The following is a 21928-nucleotide window of genomic DNA, read 5'->3' on the forward strand; positions in this document are numbered from 1 at the left end:
AATCCTGACGCGGATACCCCATCTTGGGGTCCTTGTCTTTGTTAGCGCAAACATACCCATTTGCTTTTCCGGCACAACCCAAAGGTTACGCCGCAAACCGGAAACTTGCGCTGTCGCTATTTAGCGTAGCAAAAGCAAGTGCAAGGGCAAGCTACCCGTCTAGTGGAGGGGGAATTCACCGACCTGGTTCTGCCAAACACCTGCGGACACCTGTCGCCGATGTGTAAATCTCACAGAATGCAGAGGACCATCGATCTGCGCGCGCCAGAAGTCGATGAATTTGAACAGCTTGCAATGGTCCGGTGCAAGATCGTAGTCCTGCCAGATGAAGCTGTTCAGCACATGCGTGTAGTCGGGCATGTGATAGAAGAATTCGGCCGTCGTCAGCCCGTAGCCTTTGAGCATCAGTTCTGTCTCAGATTGGGTCATATGCAACTCTTTCGGTTGAGCCCCCTGCTCCATTCTGCCAGTTGCATTTAACTAATCAATGAAAACAGTATGTTGGCACTCATCATACAGTGCTGCCATTGCAGTGCAGACACAGGCATTGCACCTCATATGCCCGCTCTGCTATACAAAACCGCAAGATATAGAACACATCAGCAAAGCTGGGATACGACTTGAGCGATACGCCGGAAACCCCCGAAAACGAAGAAGAAAACCTGCCCGGGCGGCCCGTATACGACGGTCCGACTGTCACGATCGAAGAGGAGATGCGCACCAGCTATCTCGACTACGCGATGAGCGTGATCGTCAGCCGTGCCATTCCCGACCTGCGTGATGGGCTGAAGCCTGTGCACCGGCGCATTCTTTTCGCGATGCACGAGACGGGCAACACGCACGACAAATCCTATCGCAAGTCTGCGCGTCCGGTCGGCGACGTCATGGGCCAGTATCACCCTCACGGCGACAGCGCGATTTACGATGCCCTTGTGCGTATGGCGCAGGATTTTTCGATGTCGCTTCCCCTGCTCGACGGTCAGGGCAACTTTGGCTCGATGGACGGCGATAATGCTGCCGCCATGCGCTATACCGAAGTGCGCATGGATAAACCGGCGGCCTATCTGCTCAACGATATCGACAAGGACACCGTTGATTATCAAGACAACTACGACGGCAAACAGAAAGAACCCACGGTTCTGCCGGCCCGCTTTCCGAACATGCTGGTCAATGGTGCCGGTGGCATCGCGGTCGGCATGGCGACCAATATTCCGCCTCATAATCTGGGCGAAGTGATCGACGCCTGTCTCGCGCTCATTGATGAGCCTGATTTGACATCCGAGCAGTTGATCGACTTTGTCCCCGGACCCGATTTTCCGACAGGTGGCATCATGCTCGGTCGGTCGGGCGCGCGTAAAGCCTACCTCGAGGGACGTGGCAGCGTTATTATCCGCGCAAAAACACGTGTCGAGGAAATCCGCCGTGACCGTTGGGCCATCGTGATTGATGAAATCCCCTATCAGGTCAACAAGGCGACCATGATCGAGCGTATTGCCGAACAGGCCCGTGAAAAGCGGATCGAAGGCATTGCGCATGTGCAGGACGAATCCGATCGAAATGGTGTGAGGGTCGTCGTTGAGCTCAAGCGCGACGCGACGGCCGAGGTCGTGATGAACCAGCTGTTCCGCTACACGCCGATGCAGACATCGTTCGGGTGCAACATGCTGGCACTGAATGGAGGGCGCCCCGAACAGTTGACCCTGCGCCGCTTCCTGACCGCGTTTATCGACTTCCGCGAGGACGTCGTCGCCCGCCGCACCGCATATTTGCTGCGCAAGGCGCGTGACCGCAGCCATATCCTGTGTGGTCTGGCCGTGGCCGTCACGAACATCGACGAAATCGTGCAGACAATCCGCTCATCCGCCGATGCAGGCGAAGCGCGTGAGAAGCTGATGACGCGGCGTTGGCCAGCGGAATCGATCCTGCAGTATATTGCATTGATCGACGATCCGACCCACACGGCGAACGACGACGGCACCTATAACCTGTCAGAAACGCAGGCGCGCGCCATCCTCGAGCTGCGACTGCAACGCCTGACCCAGATCGGCGTCAAGGAAGTCACCGACGAGCTGGAAGAACTGGCGGCCAAGATCAAGGAATACCTCGAGATTCTCGGATCGCGCGATCGTATCATGAGCATCATCTCGGACGAGTTGCGCGAAGTGCGCGACCTGTTTGCGGTGCCCCGCCGAACGGAAATCGTCGACTGGTCTGGCGACATGGAAGACGAGGACCTGATCGCCCGTGAAGATATGGTCGTCACGGTCACGTCGGGGGGCTATATCAAACGAACGCCGCTTGCGGATTTCCGCAGCCAAAAGCGCGGCGGCAAGGGTCTGTCGGGCGGCACTTTGAAAGAAGACGATGTCGTCACCACGCTCTTTGTGGCCAATACCCATACTCAATTGCTGTTCTTCACCACGGACGGGATGGTCTACAAACTCAAGACATGGCGTTTGCCTCAAGGAGGGCGCACCTCCAAGGGCAAGGCCATCGTGAACATTCTGCCAATTCCGACAGGTGTCTCGATCGCCGCGATCATGCCGGTCGACCGTGACGAGAAGGAATGGGACGACCTGCAGGTGGTGTTTGCGACCTCGGCCGGGACTGTACGCCGCAACAAGCTGTCGGATTTCACCAATGTCATGCGCAACGGCAAGATTGCGATGAAATTCGAGGGCGAGCATGAGGGCACGACGCTGATCAACGCGCGCATTGCGTCCAACGACGATGATGTGATGCTTGTGACCAACGCAGGTCGCGCCATTCGCTTCCCGGCGACCGATGTGCGTGTGTTCAATTCACGCAATTCTGTAGGTGTCCGCGGTATCAAGCTGGGCGAGGGAGACATCGTCGTCTCCATGTCGATCATCCGGCACTTCAACGCGAGCTCTGAAGAGCGTGTGGCCTATCTCAAACAGCGCCGCTTGATGGCGGGGCTGACCGAGGATGAAACGGCCGACGAAGAGGAAGAAGCAGTTGCCGCAGGACAGCTTAGTACGGAACGCTATGCAGAAATGTCAGCTGCCGAAGATCTGATCCTCACCATCACGGCGGGCGGTGCCGGCAAGATTTCGTCCGCACATGATTATCCCGTACGCGGCCGGGGCGGAATGGGCGTGACCGCCTGGACCAAGGCGATGGCGCACGGTCCGATCATCGCATGCTTCCCGGTGGATATGGACAACCAGATCATGCTGGCAACCTCAAAAGGACAGTCAATTCGCGTCCCCGTCGAGGGCATCTCTTTCCGCTCGCGCAGTGCAGGCGGGGTGCGGGTGTTCAATACCGGCAAGGGCGAAGAGGTCGTATCCGTTGCCTGGATCGCCGATCAGGGCGAAGAGCCAGAGGAAATCGCCGAGGAAGATTAATTTCTATCCGGCTAAATCGAAAAAACGCCGCGTTCTGGTTCAGAACGCGGCGTTTTCTTCTTCTGGGGGAGGTTGTCTTGTCTGAACTAGTCGTCGCTGCCGCCGTTTGACGGTGTGGTGGTTGTGCTGGATGAGCCATCATCGAGCGCCACGGCCAGCACAATGACGCCAAGGCCGGCTGCCAGCGGTGCGGCGATCCCTTCACCTGAGGCAAATACATCGCCCCCTGCGGCGGGCGCCTGCCCTTCTCTGATACATTCGCGCGAAACCGTGCCGTCAATGACGGTGGTGTCGTTCTTGCAATTATAGATGACGCCATTCGAGCCCTCGATCCGCAGCGCATAGACGGCATCATCAGATGCGCCCAAGACAGCAGATTGTTCAGGACGGGCGTCTTGCGCCATCGCGGCTGAAGTGGTGATGAGCATGGCACAGGCTGCGGCGGTGAATTTCATGTAGACCTCTTGATATTGAGTGCGGAGCGGATGCTTCATGCCCATCAACACGTAAAACGGGTGCAGGTTCACCTGATTTGGCAAAGAATTCGTAAACGGGCGGCAAGTCGCCATTTTGGCCGCGTGCGCTCGGCGAAAAGGCACTCGGATGCCGAGCAAAACGCAAACCGCCCCGTTTTGACACGAGGCGGCGCGATTCTTGGCATTTTGTTAAGCCGAATGACCTAAGGGTCCGGTCAGAGGCTGTAGATGTCGCTGAATTTATTGCGCAAATAGCCCAGCATCGGCTGTTCGTCCGGGGCGTACCCGCTGGCGCGTTTAATTACGTCACGCGGCTCGTACAGACCGCCGTGGGTCTGCACATTCTGGTGCAGCCACTGTGTGGCGGGTGTCGTATCGCCTTTGGCCAATGCTGTATCCAGATCGGGCAACGCCTTGCGCATCGCATCGTTCAGACAACCGGCGTAGAGATTGCCGAGGCTGTAGGTCGGGAAATATCCGAAAAGACCAACCGACCAATGCACATCCTGCAACACGCCATTTGAAGGCTTGTCCACGGCATATCCGAAGTCAGCGGCAAACCGGTCGTTCCAGGCGGCTTCAAGCGCGCTGACCTGCAGATCACCCGACATGAGTGCCCGCTCCAGATCAAACCGTAAAAGAACGTGCAGGTTATATTGCAGCTCATCGGCCTCGGTGCGGATAAAGCCATCGTTGACGCGATTGACGATACGGTAAAACGTGTCTGCGTCCGGGACACCAAAGTCGCCGAAAGCCTCTAGCATCTGCTCATACAGCCAACCGGTAAAGGCGCGGCTGCGCCCGATCTGGTTCTCGTAAATGCGGCTTTGGCTCTCGTGCACACCCATCGACACGCCGCTGCCCAGAGGGGTCAGCAGGAATGACTGGTCGATGTTTTGCTCATAGGCGGCGTGGCCGACCTCGTGGATGGTCGAATAGAAGCAGTTGAAGGGGTCGCGGGGGCTTGTTCGGGTTGTAATCCTCACATCATTGCCGGACCCGCTCGAAAACGGATGCACCGCTTTGTCGACACGACCCCTGCTCATGTCGTATCCAAACGTCTTGGCCAACAGACGCGTCAGCTTCATCTGTGCGCCCTCGTCGAATTCTGCATCCAGCTTCGGGGGTGCTTCGGCCTCGCGCACGGCTGCGCGCAATTCGGTGAGCACAGGACGCATCGCGCCAAACATCGCCTCCAGATCGCCGCCTGTCGTGCCGGGTTCATAATCGGCCAGCATTGCGTCATAGACGTCGCCGCCTGCAGCCAGCGCAAGACCTTCTTCGCGCTTGAGCATGATGACTTCGGCCAAGGTGGGCGCAAACGCCGAGAAATCATCGGCGGCACGCGCTTCGGCCCAGACGCCCTGCGCCTCGGACGTCAGGCGCGCAATTCGTGTTGCCAAGGTTGCGGGCACCTTGGTCGCCCGGTCGAAACTGCGACGTATGTGGCGCAGGTTCGCGCGGCCAACGTCATCGAGCGCCGCGTCATCAATCAGTTCGATCCACTCGCCCACACGCGGGTCCATCCGGCGCGCATGAAGCACCGCCTCCATCGCGGCCATTTCCTCGGCACGTTGGGGTGCGGCGCCGCGCGGCATCATCGTTTCCTGATCCCACCCCAGCCTTCCGGCAACCTGCGACAGGGCTTGGGTGTCACGGGTAAAAGCCATGAGATCATCGTAGGCGGTCATGCAGAAGCTCCTCTGAGCGATGTTGAAATGGGATAGAGCGACAAATGACGCGCCCGCAGGATCAGGACCCAGCACAGGACGGCCAAACCCTGATGCATCAGCGCCACGGGCAGCACGGCCTCGTAGAGGACAGTCGTCACGCCAAGCACGATCTGAAGTGTGATTGCCGCGAATACGGCATTGAAGGCAAAGCGCGTGTTCGGGTGCGGCGATTTACGGCCCCGTAGCCAAACGACAATCGCGAAAGCATAGAGCGCATACCCCGTCATGCGGTGACTGAACTGCACAAGGCCGGGGTTTTCGATGAAGTTTTTCCACAGCGGTTCAATCGCAAATGCATTGGGCGGAAAGAAGCGTCCCGCCATGAGCGGCCAATCCGTAAAGGTGCGACCCGCATCAATTCCCGCCACCAAGGCCCCGATGAGTATCTGCAGAAATGTGAAATGCAGCAGGCCTGTCGACAAGCCGAAAAGCTTGCCATCCTTGGCCCGCCGCGCCTGCATCAGATCCCGCTCCGTACGGCCGAGGCTGAGAACGTACCAGGTGATAAAGCCCAGGATCACGAAAGCCAGTCCGAGGTGGGTGGCCAAACGGGTGCTCACAACATCGGTGGTCGCTGTGCCGGATGTGACGCCGGACGACACCATCCACCACCCGATCGCGCCCTGAAGGCCGCCCAGACCACCAAGAAGCAGCAACCGCGGTGTCCAGCCTGTCGGGATCTGGCGGCGCAACAGAAACCACAAGAATCCAAGCCCCCACACCAGACCGATCACCCTGCCGAGTTGACGATGACCCCATTCCCACCAATAGATCACCTTGAAATCAGAAAGCTCCATCCATTGGTTCTGGAGCCGGAACTCGTCGATCTCCTGATACTTGGCGAATTCGCTTTCCCAATCGGCGGTGGTCATCGGGGGCAACGCACCGGTGATCGGGCGCCATTCGGTGATTGAAAGGCCGCTGTCGGTGAGACGGGTCGCTCCGCCCACGAGGATCATTAAAAAGACAAGGGCAAACAGAACCATCAACCAAACGCGGATCGCTCCGCGCGCGCCCCGCCGACCTGCGTCAATCACGCCTTTTGTTGCGACGGGCCGCGTCGATGTCTGAGCCCCGACCTCTTCGAAAAGCTTGCGATTACCGGCCATGATACCCTCCGTCTTTCTGTGTTACCCTGTCAGGTAATGCCAACGCGGCCAAGGGTCTAGCCGCGTTCCTTCCATCGGACCATCTGCCGCAACGTACCGTGCAGCATTTGCACGTCTGCACGCGTCAAAGGAAGCCTGCTCCACATGTTGCGCAGGTTGGTCTTCATCGATTGGGCCTTGTGGTCGGGAAAGAAGAAACCGGCCTCGTCCAACCGGTCTTCGTAGTGTTTGGCAAGATGTTCTATCTCGGAATGCTGGGCCCAGTCTGTTCCGGCCATTTCATCGACGATCGCGGGTTGGTTCGACTGCTGGCGACGCCACTCGTACCCCATCAGCAAAACGCATTGCGCCAGATTGAGAGAGGCGAATTCAGGATTGACAGGTACTGATACGATTGCATTTGCCCTTGCGATGTCGTCATTTTCCAGCCCTGCGCGTTCGGGGCCAAAAAGCACGCCGACACGCTCACCGGCGGCAATCTTCTCGCGGGCAAGTGCCATGGCCGCTTCAGGAGTGTAGACAGGTTTGGTCAGATCGCGGCTGCGGGCGGTTGTCGCAAGAACAAAGCTGCAATCCTTGACGGCGGCCGAGACATCGCTGGCCACCAAGGCCGCATCGAGCACCCTGCCCGCGCCCGACGCCATCGCGACAGCCGCAGGGTTCGGCCAACCATCGCGGGGGGCCACGATGCGCATATGGTCCAGCCCGAAATTCAACATGGCGCGGGCTGCCGCTCCGATGTTTTCACCCATTTGCGGGCGGACGAGGACGATTGCGGGTGTGGGAGGCGGAAGCGGTGTCATAATCGCCCTCTTAGCGCCCTGCCCGCGCCTTGCCAATGCGCCGGGGTGCCGAAATCATTTCCATTCGCCCCGCTTTGAGATAGTCACGGCGCCAAAGACCGCCAAAGGACCGCCCCATGCAAGACGATGCGCCCCAGCAGCCGCAGCTGTACCTGATCACGCCACCCGAATTTGAACTGAATACATTTCCCGACGTTCTCGCACGGGTTCTGGACGCCCATCCTGCCGCGTGTGTCCGTCTTGCGCTCGCCACGCGTGACGAGGACAGGCTGTCGCGTGCCGCCGACACATTGCGTACTGTCACTGATGCGCGTGATGTTGCTTTGGTGATAAACGATCACGTCCTGCTGGCGGAGCGGCTTGGCCTCGATGGTGTCCATCTGAGTGATGCGGCCCGCTCGGTGCGGCACGCACGCAAAACGCTGGGCGACGACGCTATCGTCGGAAGCTTCTGTGCCGGATCGCGGCACGACGGGATGTCCGCGGGCGAAGCTGGCGCCGATTATGTGGCGTTTGGTCCGGTGCGACCGTCGGTGCTCGACGACGGATCGCATGCGGAGACGGACGTTTTCGAATGGTGGTCGCAGATGATCGAGATCCCTTGCGTGGCCGAAGGCGCGCTGGATGCCGACCACATCGCGCGCCTATCCGCCATGACCGACTTTTTCGGCGTCGGTGAGGAAATCTGGACGCAAGAAGATCCTGCCGCGGCCCTTGCTACATTATGGGCGTCGGTTGGGTAAACCATTGACCACCCGGCGTTAGAGCAGCGTCCGCTCGATTACCCAATAGGCACCGATCGCGGCGATGCTGCAGGACGCGGGGATCGCGATGGCCTGTCGGTACCACGTTTTCCGGATCGCCCACCCCACAAGTGCGAACGCAATGCCGATCACCGTCAGCTGACCCAACTCTACGCCAATGTTGAACCCGATCAGCGCAGGAATGAACTGTTCCTGCGGCAGTCCAAACTCGCCCAGCACAGACGCAAAGCCTAGCCCGTGCAGCAGACCGAAACCGAAGATAATGACCGGTCGCCAGGGCGTGAGCCCTTTGGCAAAAATGTTTTCGACCGCGACAAAGACGATGGAGGCGGCAATCAGCGGCTCCACGATGCTGCCCGGCACGTTGACGAGCCCCAGCGCCCCCAGCGCCAGCGTCACAGTATGCGCAAGCGTGAACGCGGACACCTGCCAGACCAGCGGGCGCAAATGCGTCGACAGAAAAAACAGCCCCAGCACGAACAGGATATGGTCAAGGCCTTTTGGCAGGATGTGGTCGAAACCGACGGGAATGTAGTCGACAAATGTGCTGAAAGCACCTTGGGCACCCCCACCCGAGAAACTGATTTCGGGGCTGGACCCACCGCCGGAAACAAGGCCGGTAAAGGGATCATCGACACCCTGCTGGCGCATGATCAGATCACCGCCACCCGCGGGCCAGTTGATGACCAGCGCGTTGCCATCCGGGACTTGGGCGCGCAATGACCACTCCGCAATACGCGGCAGTTCGTCGCCTATATCGTCCGGAATCGTGATGTCGCCACTTTGTAAAGTGACGGGCGCGCCATCGACTTGCACCAATGGCACAGCGTTCCACCGCTCCAACAGCTGCGGTGCGCGTTGTGCAATATCTTGGGAAGGCAGCGCGCGCAGGGCGTCATAATCTGCCGCCTGTGGCGTGTCGTCGGTGTTTTCAAGACCGTCGAGATCGACATTGGCAAGAAATGCCTCGAGATTGAGCCGCATGTCCAATTCGATTGCGCCGTTGACGCGCGCAACGTCCACGATGGTCGGCACAACTTCGTGCGCGCGTGCGACTGTGCTTGACAAAACCAGCGCCAGCGTCAGCCTTAGGATCAGCTTGAAGAGAGACAGATACATGAAATTACGATACCTTTTCGCCGTGGTCGGGGTGATGGCCATCGCCGAGACCGCCGCTGCGCATGAGTTTTGGATCGAACCGTCAAAGTATCAAGTCGAAAGTAACGCGGCTTTCGAGGCGGATCTGCGCAATGGCGAGAAATTTCGCGGTATTCGCCAGTCTTTCTTTCCGAACAGAAACACACGGATAGAAATTGTCATGGGCGACAGGGTTATTCCGGTCGAGGGTCGCATGGGCGACCGTCCGGCGATCGCGATCGATGCGCCAGCGCAGGACGGCCTGCTGATCGCGGTGCACGAGGCCGCACCCAACCAGATCACCTACAAGACGTGGGAAAAATTCCTTAAATTCGCCGATCACAAGGACTTCAGCGATGCCGCAAGCGATCACGAAGCACGCGGATGGGCGAAGGAAAATTTCAAGGAAACCTACACGCGCCATTCGAAGTCGCTCATTGCCGTTGGCGACGGTGCCGGCATGGACCGTGCTTTGGGGTTGGCGACCGAATTTGTGGCGCTCGACAACCCGTATGACGCAGGTTTCGACGGTGTGATGGAGGTCGCACTTTTCTACGAGGGTGCCCCCCGGGCCGACGCACAGATCGAAGTATACGAGAAACCGACCGGTGACGATGGCGAAGCTGTCGTGAGCATCGTCAGGACCGATGCCGCCGGTCGCGCGGAGGTGCCGGTAAAACCCGGCATGGAATATCTGTTTGATGCGGTCGTACTACGCCCTGCCGCAGATGCCAAAACTGTGGATGCGGGTCCCGTATGGGAAACACTTTGGGCCGCTTTGACGTTTGCGGTGCCTGCGCAGGATTGATCCTCTTGCCATGCCTCGAGCGGTGGGTCACAAGCGGGCCATGATCCAGACACCTGATATCCTGTGCATCGGTTCCGTCCTCTGGGACGTGATTGGCCGTGGCGACACTCCCATGCGGCAAGGCTCCGATATGCCGGGGCGGATCACGCGTTTGCCCGGTGGCGTGGCGCTCAATATCGCGATGGCGCTCAAGCGGTTCGGACTGACGCCCGCACTGCTCAGCGCCGTTGGGCGGGACGTCGAGGGAGACGAGCTCATTACGGCCTGCAAGGCCCGTGGCCTGATGACCGATCTCATCTATCGCTCGGACGATCTGCCGACAGATCAATACATGGCGATCGAGGCGCCGAATGGTCTTATCGCGGCGATCGCCGATGCCCATTCGCTCGAAGCGGCGGGAGACAAAATCTTGCGCCCGCTATCCGAAGGCGCTTTGGCGCAACCCTATGAGGGGGCCGTGGCGCTTGACGGGAACCTGACACTCGATCTGCTGTCCATTATGGCGACCAGCCCGCTGTTGGCGCATGCAGATTTGCGGGTCGCTCCGGCTTCTCCGGGTAAGGCGTTGCGGCTGAGCCCCTTTCTGCAACACGGTCGTGGCACGCTGTACGTAAATCTCGAAGAAGCGGGACTGCTGTGCCAAACGCATTTTGACACTTCGGATGCGGCGGCGGCCACGTTGCTGGCGCGCGGGGCCGCACGGGCGGTTGTCACCAATGGCGGACAGCCTGCCACCGTCGCCGACGGTACCCGTCTCATCACTCAGGACCCGCCGCCCGTGGCCGTCACCCGCGTGACCGGCGCCGGCGACACATTCATGGCGGCCCATATCGCGGCTGAACTGCGCGGCCTGACACCAGATGCGGCGCTGGACGATGCACTTGCCGCCGCAGCACTCTATGTTTCAGGAGAAACAAAAATATGACGACCCTGCCCCTTGTCCGCTCTGACGAAGTGACACGCGCGCTCGAAACCGGCTCTGCCATCGTCGCGCTGGAGAGCACGATCATCACCCACGGCATGCCCTATCCGCAAAACCTCGAAGTGGCGCGGCAGGTCGAACAGGACATTCGTGATGCCGGTGCAACGCCCGCGACCATTGCGGTTATTGACGGGACCTTGTGTATCGGACTGGAAGACACCCAGCTCGAAACGCTGGCGCAGGCCAAAAACGTCGCCAAGCTCAGCCGCGCGGATATGGCCGCCTGCATCGCAACACATGGCACAGGAGCGACGACCGTCGCCGCGACGATGATCGCAGCAAACCTTGCGGGAATTTCGGTTTTCGCGACAGGTGGCATCGGCGGTGTGCACAAAGGGGCCGAGGACAGTTTTGACATCTCTGCCGACCTTATGGAACTGGCGCAAACCTCCGTGACGGTTGTCGCCGCTGGGGCCAAGGCAATCCTGGATGTGGCAAAGACGCTCGAAGTGCTTGAAACCCAAGGTGTGCCGGTTATTGCCGTCGGGCAAGATGCCTTCCCGGCGTTCTGGTCGCGTGGCTCGCGGTTGAAGGCGCCTCTGAGAATGGATGATCCCGCGCAGATCGCTGCGGCCCATAAAATGCGGCGCGCAATGGGGCTGCCCGGAGGTCAGTTGGTGGCCAACCCGATCCCGTCCGCCGATGAGATCGCGGCGACGGAACTGGCCCCCATCATCACGCAGGCACAACATGATGCCGACGCGGCAGGGATCACCGGCAAGGGCGTCACACCCTATTTGCTTCAGCGCATATTCGAGTTGACCGATGGCCGGTCGCTCACCGCGAATATCGCATTGGTGCGCAACAATGCCCGTCTGGCGGCGCAGATTGCCCAAAATCTCATTTAAAATTGGCACTTAGGGGGGCTTTTGCAGCTCATGGGCCATTGTGACTGGCCCGATCAGGCCTTAGCTATGGTGCAACGCTGCCTTATTCGGATCTGATCCCTTCAATGACCACGCCGTTCGACCCCGATCCCGTCGCCGTACCCCGCCGCGGCCTTATCGCGCGCATGCGGGCGAATTTCCTCACGGGTCTGGTGGTCATTGCGCCCGTCGGATTGACGATCTGGCTCATCTGGTCGGTTGTGGGGTGGATTGACGGTTTTGTGCTGCCATTGGTGCCGCGTGCCTATCAGCCCGACATCCTGATCCAGAACCTGCTGGGGCTCGACCCTTCCGTGCAGATCAACGTGCGCGGTATCGGGGTCGTGATATTCCTGCTGTTCACGATCATCGTCGGCTGGATGGCGAAAGGATTGATCGGCCGGTCCTTTATCCGGTTCGCAGAAAGCCTTGTGGAACGGACACCGGTTGTCCGCTCGATCTATTCCGGCATCAAACAGATCTCGGAAACGATTTTTGCGCAAAAAGAACGGAGCTTCGAGACGGCCTGTTTGATCCAGTACCCGCGCAAGGGCATCTGGGCCATCGGTTTTGTCTCTACAAACGCCAAGGCGGAAATCGCGGCCAAATCCGAAGCGGATGGCGACATGATGTCGATTTTCCTGCCCACCACACCAAACCCCACATCCGGTTTTTTGCTGTTTCTGCCCGCACGTGACGTGATCGAGTTGGACATGTCCGTAGAAGATGCCGCCAAGCTGGTTATTTCGGCGGGGCTCGTCTATCCGAACCAAAAGGCGGTCGAGGACGGCGAAGCCCCCATCGCAGATCTCCGCGACAGGGCCTGAACCGCGTCAGACAAACATCTCGCGCAGATTAATGCTGCTTTGCTTGCCAACCATATCGATACTTTCGCGCAAAAAATGCTCCGCCGCGGCGTGACCGGCCGATTTCAGGGTCGATATGATCTTGGCATTCGGGATCAGTTTCGTCGCCGCAGACAACTGCGCCATCAGATCGTCATCCGCAATCATGTGGATACGGACACGGTTCATCCGGTCAGATGACATTGTGCCGTCGTCCAGCAGACGCTGCACAAAATCGATGGCCCGCAATTCGCGCAGCAGGCTGGAGTTGAAGCTAATCTCGTTGATCCTGTTCTGGATTTGCTGCGGTGTGGTGGGCAGTTCGTCCCGCTCGAGCGGATTGATGTTGATGATGACGATGTCATCGGGCAGGTCGTCGCGGTAAAGCGGGAAAAGCGCGGGGTTGCCGGTGTATCCGCCATCCCAAAACGCCTCGATCCGGCCGGTTTGACTGTCTTCGATTTCGACTGCCTGAAACACCGTGGGCAGGCACGCGGAGGCCATGAGCGCATCGGGGCCGATCTCTTCCCCCTCAAACACACGGACCTTGCCATTGCGCACACGTGTGGCGCCCACATAGAAAAGTGGCTTCGTCGCGGCACACACGCGGTCGTAGTTGAATTTGTTGACGATATCGACGAGCGGATTGCGGTACATTGGACCGTAGGCATAGGGCGACGCCACACGGCTCATGGTATCGGCAATCGCAAACAGCGGCGACATTTCAATCTGGTTGCTCAGGGTGCCGATCCCAAATGGCGCCATCCAGTCTGCCATGCGCAGATCGGTGATGCCGGCCACTTGGGTCCAAAGCCAATCGAGGTTTTCACGAGCGCCTTCACGCCCTCCAACGATCATCCCCGATTTCAGCGCGGCTCCGTTCAGCGCCCCCGCCGAGGTGCCGGATATGCCGCAAACCTCGATATCTTCTTCTTGCAACAGCCGATCAAGCACGCCCCAAGTGAACGCACCATGTGCCCCGCCGCCCTGCAGCGCGAGATTAATTTGTTTTTTTGCCATTACAGGGCTGTCCAGCCGCCGTCGACACTGATCGTGGTGCCAGTGATCTGGTCCGCTGCCGGAGAGCACAGAAACGCGGCCGTGCCACCCATCTGGGCCGTTGTCGCAAATTCCTTCGAGGGTTGGCGCTTGAGCATGACGTTCTTGATCACGTCCTCGCGGTTCATGTCGTACTCTTTCATCGTGTCGGGAATTTGCGATTCAACCAAGGGCGTCAGAACATATCCCGGACAGATCGCATTCGCCGTGATGGGTTCTTCGGCAGTTTCCAGTGCCGTGGTTTTCGTCAGGCCGACGATCCCGTGCTTGGCCGCGATATAGGCTGATTTGTAGGGGGATGCCGTCAACCCGTGGGCCGACGCGATATTGATCACGCGCCCCCAGCCAGCGTCGCGCATCATCGGCAGTGCGGCAGCGGTGGTGTGAAAGGCCGAACTCAGATTGATCGCTATGATCGCATCCCACTTTTCGACAGGGAACTCTTCAATTCCCGCGACGTGCTGTATCCCGGCGTTATTGATCAGGATATCGCAGGCACCTGCATCTTCGATCAGTTTGCGACACTCTTCGCCCTTAGACATGTCTGCCTTGATATAGCGTGCCTCTACCCCGGTCACATCGCTGATTTCCTTGGCAAGCGCGTGGTCTTCTTCGCGGTCGGTAAAGGAGTTGAGCACGACATTCGCACCGGCTTGCGCCAGCTCCTGCGCGATTCCCAGGCCAATGCCAGAATTTGAACCGGTGATGACTGCGGTCTTGCCGGACAGATCGTAGGTAAGCGCCATGGAAAGTCTCCTGTTGGGGTAAATATGTGCTGCGCCGACTATGCCGCGCTGCAGCTAGAAAGCAAATGCACAAAGAAGTTGATTGGTTCCGCCCTTTACCCACGGTCGTGCGGCAAAAAAAAACGCCCGCGCAAGGCGGGCGTCAAGTTATTGAGGCAGGTTTCATACAGGCAAGAAACCTATCGAGCAGTGACTTTGTTATAAGCAATTCCTCGCCATCAGCCAAGCTAAAAGTTTAATTGGCAATTCCCGCGTGGTTACAGTTAATGTCAAGAAAACAAGGGCAGCGCAGGATTGTTTCGAAAATGGGCAGAGATTTTTTCCAGATCAGGCGGGCAGTTGTCGCCACTTCTTCACTGATTCTATGTGGCGTGATTGCGCAGGCAGAACCCAGCCATGGCATCGCAATGTACGGCGATCCGGCACTTCCCGCAGATTTTGCGGCCCTGCCCTATGCCAATGCCGATGCGCCCACTGGTGGCAGCATCACTTTGGGAAATACCGGCGGATTTGACAGCCTCAACCCCTACATCCTCAAGGGTACGGTGCCCTGGCAGCTCCGGTTCCTCACGCACGAATCGTTGATGGGCCGCAGCTGGGACGAACCGTTCACGCTTTATGGTCTGCTGGCCGAATCCGTCGAAACCGATCCTGACAGAACATGGGTCGAATTCACGCTGCGGGAAAATGCGGCGTTCTCGGACGGGACGCCCGTGACGGTCGAAGATGTGATCTTCAGCTACGAGCTTTTGGGCACCGAAGGCCATCCACGGTATCACGGTCTCTATAATCAGATCGAAACCATCGAGGCCAAGGACAACCGGACAGTCCGGTTTACCTTCAACGCGGACAATCGCGAACTTGCTTTGCTTGCAGGGATGCGCCCCATCCTGTCCAAGGCCCAGTGGGAGGGGCGCGATTTTTCAGAAGCCAAGCTTCAGGATGTGCCGCTGGGCACCGGGCCTTACGTCATATCGGATTACGAGCAGGGCCGCCAAGTCACGCTGTCGCGCAATCCCGACTATTGGGGCGCGGATGTCCCGATCCGGCAGGGTGTGAATAATTTCGACAGCATCCGCTTGGATTTCTACGGCGATGGCACGGCATTGCAGGAGGCCTTCAAGGCCGGCGCCATTTCCGCGGTGCGCGAATTCAACGTGGAGCGGTGGAACAGCCAGTATGACTTTCCGGCCGTCACCCGTGGCGACATCGTCAAGACAGTCGTTCCCCACCAGAAACCCACCGGTATGACCGGCTTTGTCATGAACTCGCGCAGGGCACCGTTTGACGACTGGCGTGTGCGGGATGCGATGATCCACGCGTTCAACTTCGCCTTTATCAACGACACGATGACAGGGGGTGCCCAGCCGCGCATCACCTCCTATTTCTCGAACTCCATTCTCGCGATGCGCCCTGGTCCGGCACAGGGGCGCGTCGCCGAATTGCTGATGCCTTACGAGGATACTCTGCCGGTTGACACCATCGAGGGCTACACCCTGCCCGAGGGCGACGGCAGTTCACGCAACCGCGCCGGTATCCGCGCCGCAATGGACCGTCTCGAAGCTGCGGGCTATGCCGCAGAGGACGGAAAGATGCGCCGTGGTGACGGAACGCCGCTCAGCTTCAAGATCCTGATTGCCAAGGGCAGCAGACTCGATATCGACGGGTCGGACCGGATTGCGTCGCTCTTTATCCAGGCGCTGGACCGCCTCGGCATTGATGCAGAAATCGAGCAGGTCGACAACGCCCAGATGACAAAACGGCTCGAGACGCTGGATTTCGATATGACCACGTTCCGCCGGTCCCTGTCGCTCAGCCCCGGTACGGAGCAGAAATATTACTGGGGTATCGACGCGGCCGACGATGCCGGCACCGGCAACCTGATGGGTGTGAAATCGGATGCGATAGACGCGATGGTCGACACCATGCTCAGCGCGCGCGATAACGTGGATTTTGTCGCCGCGACGCGTGCGCTCGACCGGATACTGACGGCCGGACGATATGTGATCCCTTTCTGGGCCTATACCGATGGTCGTATCGCGCATACCCGCGAGATGCAGCATCCCGATACCTTGCCGATCTATGGCGATGGCCCGGATTGGATGCCGGGTCTATGGTGGTGGGATGCAAACCAGTGATCCGTCCGACGGGATCGCATCGCGCCTGACGCGCTGAAAAAAGAACTGCAAAAAACTATAGGGTTACTCGATGATCAGGCGCATATGGGCTGAATGCCTTGGCACGGCGATGCTGCTTATTTCTGTGATCGGATCAGGCATCATGGGCGCCGCGCTCGCGCAAGGCAATGATGCGGTGACCTTGCTAGCAAACGCGATCGCGACGGGGTGTATGCTCTATGTGATCATCACCGTGCTCGGCCCGATTTCGGGCGCGCATTTCAATCCGGCCGTCAGCCTCGCCTTCGCGCTGCGCGGCGAGTTGGAACCACCCGCCCTTGCGGCATATGTCGCGGCCCAGGTAAGTGGCGCTGTTCTGGGGGTCTGGGCGGCACATGTGATGTTCGATCTGCCTGTATTGCAGCTCAGCCAGACGATGCACCGGACCGGCGGGGCCCAGTGGTTTTCTGAAATACTCGCAACTCTCGGGCTGCTGTTGGTTATTTTCGGAGGATTGCGGGCGCGTGCCGATGCCGTTCCTACACTAGTGGCGCTTTATATCACCGGCGCTTACTGGTTCACGTCGTCGACCAGCTTTGCAAACCCCGCCGTTACGTTTGCCCGCGGGTTTTCGGACACGTTCGCAGGGATCTATGCAGGGCACATCGCCATGTTTATCGTCATGCAGTTCGTGGCGGTCCTGATCGCGCATCTGGCGCTGAAGCCGCTGTTAGACGAGTGATGTCACCCAAAGGATCGTCGCATCCTCGTCACTGACGGATATGACGTTATGGCCCATCGCCGCATCGTAGTACGCACTGTCGCCGCGCCGCATTTCAATGGGTTCGTAGAACTCGGTATAGAGCTGGATCACCCCTGTCAGAACGAACAGAAATTCTTCGCCATCGTGCCGGACCCAGCCATCGAATTCCTCCATGCGCCGCGCGCGAATACGGGCGCGATACGGCAACATCTGTTTCTTGCGCAGCGTATCGGCGAGCAATTCATGCTCGTAGGTTGCCGTTGCCTGCGCGGTGCCCTCGCCCGATTTCGTCAGAGCCATACGCCCATTGATCTGCTCCGACGCGGGGGGCGTGAAAAGCTGGGGTACCGAAATTTCCAGCCCCGTCGCCAGTTTCTTGAGCGCGTCGTAGGTGGGCGACATCTGACCGTTTTCGATTTTCGACAGCGTCGAGCGGGCCAGACCCGCCTGCCCCGCGGCCTGTTCCAGCGTCCAGCCGCGCGCTTTGCGCAAGTCGCGTACGCGGGCCCCAAGATCGACGGGAGGTGCCGTGCCCGTCGCACCGTCTTCGCGGGCGATCTGGATCATGGATTTTGGTGCGTCATCAGTCATGTCCCACGTCATAGCGATCACGGTGTCGCCTTGCAACGAACCTGCGGGCGCGGTAGCGATTGGGCCCATGCAGTCCCTTTTTGATCACGGTGGCTTCGCCGCTTGCCCTGCGCCTTTCAACATGGCGGCCTATGTTCTGGCCCGTGGAGCTGACTTTCCCGATGCCGTCGCACTGCGCATTTTGTCCGGTGATACATGTGAAATATGGCGCTACGGGGATCTGATCGCGGCGGTGCGTGGCACCGCTACCGGATTGACGCAACTGGGGGTGCGCCCCGGTGACCGTGTTCTCATGCGCTTGGGCAATACCGTGGACTTTCCCATCGTCTATCTCGCGGCGCTGAGTGCCGGTCTGGTGCCAGTGCCTACGTCCTCGGCGCTGACGGTGCCGGAAACGGCCAACATCATTGCGACACTGCAACCGAAGATCATTGTACGGGATACCTCTGTCGCCTGTCCTGACGCCCCGAATATCGTTCCACTGGCGCAGGTTCAGAAGATGCGCACACTGCCACCTGCGGCGTATCACATGGGCGATCCGAACAGGCCGGGCTATATTATCTATACATCGGGCACGTCGGGCCAGCCCCGTGCGGTCGTCCATGCTCATCGCGCGATATGGGCCCGGCAGATGATGTTCGACGGGTGGTACGGTATGGGGCCGGAAGACCGGGTCCTGCATGCCGGTGCATTCAACTGGACCTATACGCTCGGGACCGGATTGATGGATCCGTGGACATTAGGTGCGCAGGCGCTAATCCCTGCCGCGGGCACGCCCGCTACGGATTTGCCGGAGTTGATTGCGCAACAGGATGCGACTATTTTTGCCGCAGCCCCGGGCGTTTACCGCCAGCTTTTGGCCGGGTCTGATGTGCCCGATATGCCTTCGCTGCGTCACGGCCTGAGTGCTGGGGAAAAGCTGCCTTCGCGGCTGCGGGACCGTTGGCAAAACGTCACGGGCACACCCATTTTCGAGGCCTATGGCATGTCGGAGTGTTCCACGTTCCTGTCGGCCAGCCCCGCTCACCCGCCCGCTGGCGACGCTCTGGGCCGTCCGCAACCTGGGCGTATCGTCGCCTTGCTGGGAGACGAAGGCCCGGTACCACGCGGCACCGAGGGCACGATTGCAGTGCACCGCAGCGATCCGGGCCTGATGCTTGGATACCTTGATGCACCAGACGAGACAGCTGCGCGGATGCAGGGCGACTGGTTCCTGACCGGGGATCAGGGCGTGATGGAGCGTTCCGGCGATATCCGGTATCTGGGGCGGGCAGACGATATGATGAACGCTGGCGGTTTTCGGGTCTCTCCCATCGAGGTCGAGCAGGCCATAGCGACCTATCCCGGGGTGACCGGCGTGGGATGCGCTGAAGTGAGCGTAAAGGCCGATACGACCGTGATTGCGGCTTTCTACACCAGTAAGGAGCCCCTTGACGAAGTGGCCCTGCGTGCCTTCGTCGCGGAAAAACTGGCCCGCTACAAACAACCACGATTGTACGTGCGACTTGATGCGCTGCCCGTTGGGGCAAACAACAAGATCTTGCGCAAGAAGCTCGCCGCCTATGCGCCACCCCCTGCCTGATCCCGCGCTCACGAAACTGCGACCGGTCTTTACATTCCGGGTGCAAAACCCGCACACAACACGAAACATTCCAAAAGACGGGACGACGTCTGTATGCCATCCGTAAAACTCGACATCATGTCCGATCCAATCTGCCCCTGGTGCTATATCGGCAAGGCGCATCTTGATCGCGCGCTCGCGCAACACCCCGACCACCCGTTTCAGATCGAATGGCACCCCTTTCAGCTGAACCCCGACATGCCAAGTGGCGGTATGGATCGCCGTGCCTATCTCGAAGGCAAGTTCGGTGGCAAGGAAGGAGCCGTGCGCGCCTATGCGCCGGTGGTGGAAAATGCCCAGAAAGCGGGCCTGAAAATTAATTTCGAGGGCATGAAGCGCACGCCCAATACGCTCGATGCCCATCGGCTGATCCATTGGGCGGGGATCGAAGGGCGACAGACCGCGGCTGTCTCTGCCCTGTTCAAAGCCTACTTCGTTGATACCCGCGACATCGGGGATGCCGAAGTGCTTGCCGACATCGCGGACGGTATCGAAATGGACGCTTCTGTCGTCACGCGTTTGCTGCACTCTGACGCTGACGTTCAGGCGATCAGGGACCGTGACGCGCACAGCCGGGAAATGGGTATCTCGTCCGTGCCGACCTTCATCGTTGGTGGGCGCCATGCCGTGCCCGGCGCACAACCGCCCGAATTGTGGGGCCAAGTTATCACAGAATTGATGGCAGAGAGCGAAAGCTGAAAATTTGCTTTGCCCGCCCGCGGTTTGTCCCTACTGTCTTGGTTAAGAGGCAAAAAGCCTCATTCAATAATACCTTGAGCGGGTGTGCAGGCAGTGACAGATGAGACGCCCAAATGGGCGATCCGTAAGCGTATTTCGGAATTGCGACTGATTGCTTTGGCAGAAATTGCCACGGGCGATACCGGTCTTGATCCGTTCGAGTACTATACCGAAGTTCAAAACCTCACGTTGCGGCCCCTGTCGAAAGAGTGGCTCGAGGCCGCAATCATGTTTGCCTGTATCGCGAAGTTCCGGCACGCGCGCGCGATCGGTTACATGCAAAAACTGCGGACGCGTCACGAGAAAAGCGGCACCCTCGAGCAGTTCGGGGTTTTCGAAAAACGCATCGCGGACTACCTCGCGCCGCTTGCCCTGACCAACCACGGGTTTCACGCGCACCGTTTCGGGGAAACCGATCACGCCCCGATCTGGGCCAAGGTCGAGACACACCTGAAGGCACTCGGCGATGCAGGATATGACGTGTTTCTCAATTCCGGCACCTTGCTTGGGGTCGTCCGCGACAAGCGGCTGATTGATCACGATGACGATATCGATCTGGCGGTGGTGCTCAAGTCAACAGACGCCCTTTCCGCCGCCGAGGAATGGCGGGGGATGGAGCACAAGCTCGACGCGCTCGGTCTGCTTGAGCGTACGGTCGATGATATGCCCGGACTGTATAAGTTGCGTCCCGCCGGTAAGATTGAAATCGATTTGTTTCCGGCGTGGATCGAGGACGGACGGGCTTATGTCTATCCGCATACGGCCGGAGAGCTTTCCGAGGAACAGCTTTTGCCGCTCGCGCCCTGCCCGCTGACGGGCCAGTCGCTGCCGGCGGCTCCCGCTGACATGCTTGCCGTAAATTACGGGCCCGGGTGGGAAACACCCGATCCATTGTACAAATTTCCATGGGCGGACGCGAACGACAGATTTGCGCGCTTTCTTGAAGGGTTGAAGTGATGTTTGATTTTCCCCACGGGCGTGCAGTGCTCACCTATGGAACCTTTGACGGGTTGGGCCCCGCGCAGTCGGATCTCTTGCGGCAATTGTCTCGTCTGGGAACCGAACTCATCGTGGGATGTTCCACCGATGCTTTCGCGCGGTCCAAAGGACAAACGCCTATCATGCCGTATGCCGACCGCCGCAGACTGCTGGAAAGCTGCCGTTTCGTGAGCCGTGTGATCGCCGAGGACGACTGGAACCAGAAGCGGACCGATATTGTAAATTACGATGTCTGCGTCTTCGCGATGGGCAGCGATTGGACGGGTCGTTTCGACGATTTGGGCGATGTGACCGAAGTCCGCTACATCACGCAACCCGCACGCGCCCTGGCACCACGGCAACGACGCACCGGCTGAGCCGACTGCCGCGAAATCACATCGGGCATTGTTTGCATCGCAAC

Annotated in this window: 21 protein-coding genes; 12 read left to right on the forward strand and 9 right to left on the reverse strand. The window is 59.2% G+C overall.

Annotated elements, in window-relative coordinates; all coding sequences use genetic code 11:
• Nucleotides 1–159: 159 nt before the first annotated feature.
• The gene (locus tag K3756_RS08675) at nt 160–429 is read right to left on the reverse strand and encodes an usg protein (protein ID WP_259993412.1); all 270 of its coding nucleotides are present in this window, start codon (nt 427–429) and stop codon (nt 160–162) included.
• Between the two features lie 191 nt (nt 430–620).
• Between K3756_RS08675 and gyrA the strand changes: the two genes are divergently transcribed.
• Nucleotides 621–3371 carry a DNA gyrase subunit A gene (gene gyrA, locus K3756_RS08680; RefSeq protein ID WP_259993413.1) on the forward strand — a complete coding sequence of 917 codons (2751 nt, stop codon included), beginning with the start codon at nt 621–623 and terminating at the stop codon, nt 3369–3371.
• Nucleotides 3372–3457: 86 nt separating this feature from the next.
• On the opposite strand, the gene K3756_RS08685 is transcribed toward gyrA, so the two are convergent.
• The 4 genes from K3756_RS08685 to K3756_RS08700 all read right to left on the reverse strand — a co-directional run bounded on the left by K3756_RS08685 (nt 3458) and on the right by K3756_RS08700 (nt 7492).
• Nucleotides 3458–3826, reverse strand: a complete 369-nt coding sequence (locus K3756_RS08685) for a hypothetical protein (RefSeq protein WP_259993414.1) — start codon at nt 3824–3826, stop codon at nt 3458–3460.
• A gap of 236 nt (nt 3827–4062) precedes the next feature.
• Nucleotides 4063–5538: a carboxypeptidase M32 gene (locus K3756_RS08690; RefSeq protein ID WP_259993415.1), complete on the reverse strand. Its 1476-nt coding sequence runs from the start codon at nt 5536–5538 to the stop codon at nt 4063–4065.
• Entirely contained in the window at nt 5535–6689 is a 1155-nt protein-coding gene (gene ctaA, locus K3756_RS08695; protein WP_259993416.1) for a heme A synthase, read from the reverse strand. The genes K3756_RS08690 and ctaA overlap by 4 nt, the downstream gene beginning before the upstream one ends.
• A 56-nt stretch (nt 6690–6745) precedes the next feature.
• The gene (locus tag K3756_RS08700) at nt 6746–7492 is read right to left on the reverse strand and encodes an RNA methyltransferase (RefSeq protein WP_259993417.1); all 747 of its coding nucleotides are present in this window, start codon (nt 7490–7492) and stop codon (nt 6746–6748) included.
• A gap of 116 nt (nt 7493–7608) precedes the next feature.
• On the opposite strand from K3756_RS08700, the gene K3756_RS08705 reads away from it, so the two are divergent.
• Entirely contained in the window at nt 7609–8235 is a 627-nt protein-coding gene (locus tag K3756_RS08705; RefSeq protein ID WP_259993418.1) for a thiamine phosphate synthase, read from the forward strand.
• A gap of 18 nt (nt 8236–8253) precedes the next feature.
• Here K3756_RS08705 and K3756_RS08710 read toward each other — a convergent pair whose 3' ends face one another.
• Nucleotides 8254–9375 (reverse strand): HupE/UreJ family protein, encoded by a 1122-nt coding sequence (locus tag K3756_RS08710; protein WP_259993419.1) that lies wholly within the window; start codon nt 9373–9375, stop codon nt 8254–8256.
• Here K3756_RS08710 and K3756_RS08715 point away from each other — a divergent pair.
• The 4 genes from K3756_RS08715 (at nt 9374) to K3756_RS08730 (ending at nt 12876) form a co-directional block, all read left to right on the forward strand.
• On the forward strand, nt 9374–10201 hold the full coding sequence (locus K3756_RS08715) for a DUF4198 domain-containing protein (protein WP_259993420.1): 828 nt from the start codon (nt 9374–9376) through the stop codon (nt 10199–10201). The two genes, K3756_RS08710 and K3756_RS08715, sit on opposite strands and share 2 nt — an antisense overlap.
• A 40-nt stretch (nt 10202–10241) precedes the next feature.
• Nucleotides 10242–11126: a PfkB family carbohydrate kinase gene (locus tag K3756_RS08720; protein WP_259993421.1), complete on the forward strand. Its 885-nt coding sequence runs from the start codon at nt 10242–10244 to the stop codon at nt 11124–11126.
• Entirely contained in the window at nt 11123–12031 is a 909-nt protein-coding gene (locus K3756_RS08725; protein ID WP_259993422.1) for a pseudouridine-5'-phosphate glycosidase, read from the forward strand. Before K3756_RS08720 ends, K3756_RS08725 begins: the two co-directional genes overlap by 4 nt.
• Before the next feature lie 104 nt (nt 12032–12135).
• Entirely contained in the window at nt 12136–12876 is a 741-nt protein-coding gene (locus K3756_RS08730; RefSeq protein WP_259993423.1) for a DUF502 domain-containing protein, read from the forward strand.
• A gap of 6 nt (nt 12877–12882) precedes the next feature.
• Here the strand turns inward: K3756_RS08730 and K3756_RS08735 are convergent, their stop codons facing one another.
• Together K3756_RS08735 and K3756_RS08740 are read right to left on the reverse strand one after the other, a co-directional pair.
• Entirely contained in the window at nt 12883–13914 is a 1032-nt protein-coding gene (locus tag K3756_RS08735) for a patatin-like phospholipase family protein (RefSeq protein WP_259993424.1), read from the reverse strand.
• Nucleotides 13914–14699, reverse strand: coding sequence for a 3-hydroxybutyrate dehydrogenase (locus tag K3756_RS08740; RefSeq protein WP_259993426.1), 786 nt, complete (start codon nt 14697–14699; stop codon nt 13914–13916). The genes K3756_RS08735 and K3756_RS08740 overlap by 1 nt, the downstream gene beginning before the upstream one ends.
• A 305-nt stretch (nt 14700–15004) precedes the next feature.
• Here K3756_RS08740 and K3756_RS08745 point away from each other — a divergent pair, with 305 nt between their 5' ends.
• On the forward strand, nt 15005–16837 hold the full coding sequence (locus tag K3756_RS08745) for an extracellular solute-binding protein (protein WP_259993427.1): 1833 nt from the start codon (nt 15005–15007) through the stop codon (nt 16835–16837).
• 70 nt (nt 16838–16907) lie between these two features.
• Entirely contained in the window at nt 16908–17558 is a 651-nt protein-coding gene (locus tag K3756_RS08750) for an MIP/aquaporin family protein (RefSeq protein ID WP_259993428.1), read from the forward strand.
• Here the strand turns inward: K3756_RS08750 and K3756_RS08755 are convergent.
• Nucleotides 17547–18170, reverse strand: a complete 624-nt coding sequence (locus K3756_RS08755) for a helix-turn-helix domain-containing protein (RefSeq protein ID WP_259993429.1) — start codon at nt 18168–18170, stop codon at nt 17547–17549. The two genes, K3756_RS08750 and K3756_RS08755, sit on opposite strands and share 12 nt — an antisense overlap.
• 67 nt (nt 18171–18237) lie before the next feature.
• Here K3756_RS08755 and K3756_RS08760 point away from each other — a divergent pair, with 67 nt between their 5' ends.
• The 4 genes from K3756_RS08760 to K3756_RS08775 all read left to right on the forward strand — a co-directional run bounded on the left by K3756_RS08760 (nt 18238) and on the right by K3756_RS08775 (nt 21884).
• On the forward strand, nt 18238–19752 hold the full coding sequence (locus tag K3756_RS08760; protein ID WP_259993430.1) for a class I adenylate-forming enzyme family protein: 1515 nt from the start codon (nt 18238–18240) through the stop codon (nt 19750–19752).
• Nucleotides 19753–19845: 93 nt separating this feature from the next.
• The gene (locus K3756_RS08765; RefSeq protein WP_259993431.1) at nt 19846–20490 is read left to right on the forward strand and encodes a DsbA family protein; all 645 of its coding nucleotides are present in this window, start codon (nt 19846–19848) and stop codon (nt 20488–20490) included.
• 93 nt (nt 20491–20583) lie between these two features.
• Entirely contained in the window at nt 20584–21486 is a 903-nt protein-coding gene (locus K3756_RS08770) for a LicD family protein (protein WP_259993432.1), read from the forward strand.
• Nucleotides 21486–21884, forward strand: coding sequence for an adenylyltransferase/cytidyltransferase family protein (locus K3756_RS08775; RefSeq protein WP_259993433.1), 399 nt, complete (start codon nt 21486–21488; stop codon nt 21882–21884). Before K3756_RS08770 ends, K3756_RS08775 begins: the two co-directional genes overlap by 1 nt.
• Nucleotides 21885–21928: the final 44 nt, after the last annotated feature.

Origin of the sequence: Sulfitobacter sp. S190, assembly GCF_025141935.1 — a bacterium.
Classification (GTDB): Bacteria; Pseudomonadota; Alphaproteobacteria; order Rhodobacterales; family Rhodobacteraceae; genus Sulfitobacter.

Coding starts and splice junctions, on each gene's coding strand:
- K3756_RS08675 (WP_259993412.1), bottom strand. CDS start 429: ATGACCCAATCTGAGACAGAACTGATGCTCAAAGGCTACGGGCTGACG.
- K3756_RS08685 (WP_259993414.1), bottom strand. CDS start 3,826: ATGAAATTCACCGCCGCAGCCTGTGCCATGCTCATCACCACTTCAGCC.
- K3756_RS08690 (WP_259993415.1), bottom strand. CDS start 5,538: ATGACCGCCTACGATGATCTCATGGCTTTTACCCGTGACACCCAAGCC.
- ctaA (WP_259993416.1), bottom strand. CDS start 6,689: ATGGCCGGTAATCGCAAGCTTTTCGAAGAGGTCGGGGCTCAGACATCG.
- K3756_RS08700 (WP_259993417.1), bottom strand. CDS start 7,492: ATGACACCGCTTCCGCCTCCCACACCCGCAATCGTCCTCGTCCGCCCG.
- K3756_RS08705 (WP_259993418.1), top strand. CDS start 7,609: ATGCAAGACGATGCGCCCCAGCAGCCGCAGCTGTACCTGATCACGCCA.
- K3756_RS08715 (WP_259993420.1), top strand. CDS start 9,374: ATGAAATTACGATACCTTTTCGCCGTGGTCGGGGTGATGGCCATCGCC.
- K3756_RS08710 (WP_259993419.1), bottom strand. CDS start 9,375: ATGTATCTGTCTCTCTTCAAGCTGATCCTAAGGCTGACGCTGGCGCTG.
- K3756_RS08720 (WP_259993421.1), top strand. CDS start 10,242: ATGATCCAGACACCTGATATCCTGTGCATCGGTTCCGTCCTCTGGGAC.
- K3756_RS08725 (WP_259993422.1), top strand. CDS start 11,123: ATGACGACCCTGCCCCTTGTCCGCTCTGACGAAGTGACACGCGCGCTC.
- K3756_RS08730 (WP_259993423.1), top strand. CDS start 12,136: ATGACCACGCCGTTCGACCCCGATCCCGTCGCCGTACCCCGCCGCGGC.
- K3756_RS08735 (WP_259993424.1), bottom strand. CDS start 13,914: ATGGCAAAAAAACAAATTAATCTCGCGCTGCAGGGCGGCGGGGCACAT.
- K3756_RS08740 (WP_259993426.1), bottom strand. CDS start 14,699: ATGGCGCTTACCTACGATCTGTCCGGCAAGACCGCAGTCATCACCGGT.
- K3756_RS08745 (WP_259993427.1), top strand. CDS start 15,005: ATGGGCAGAGATTTTTTCCAGATCAGGCGGGCAGTTGTCGCCACTTCT.
- K3756_RS08750 (WP_259993428.1), top strand. CDS start 16,908: ATGATCAGGCGCATATGGGCTGAATGCCTTGGCACGGCGATGCTGCTT.
- K3756_RS08755 (WP_259993429.1), bottom strand. CDS start 18,170: ATGACTGATGACGCACCAAAATCCATGATCCAGATCGCCCGCGAAGAC.
- K3756_RS08760 (WP_259993430.1), top strand. CDS start 18,238: ATGCAGTCCCTTTTTGATCACGGTGGCTTCGCCGCTTGCCCTGCGCCT.
- K3756_RS08765 (WP_259993431.1), top strand. CDS start 19,846: ATGCCATCCGTAAAACTCGACATCATGTCCGATCCAATCTGCCCCTGG.
- K3756_RS08775 (WP_259993433.1), top strand. CDS start 21,486: ATGTTTGATTTTCCCCACGGGCGTGCAGTGCTCACCTATGGAACCTTT.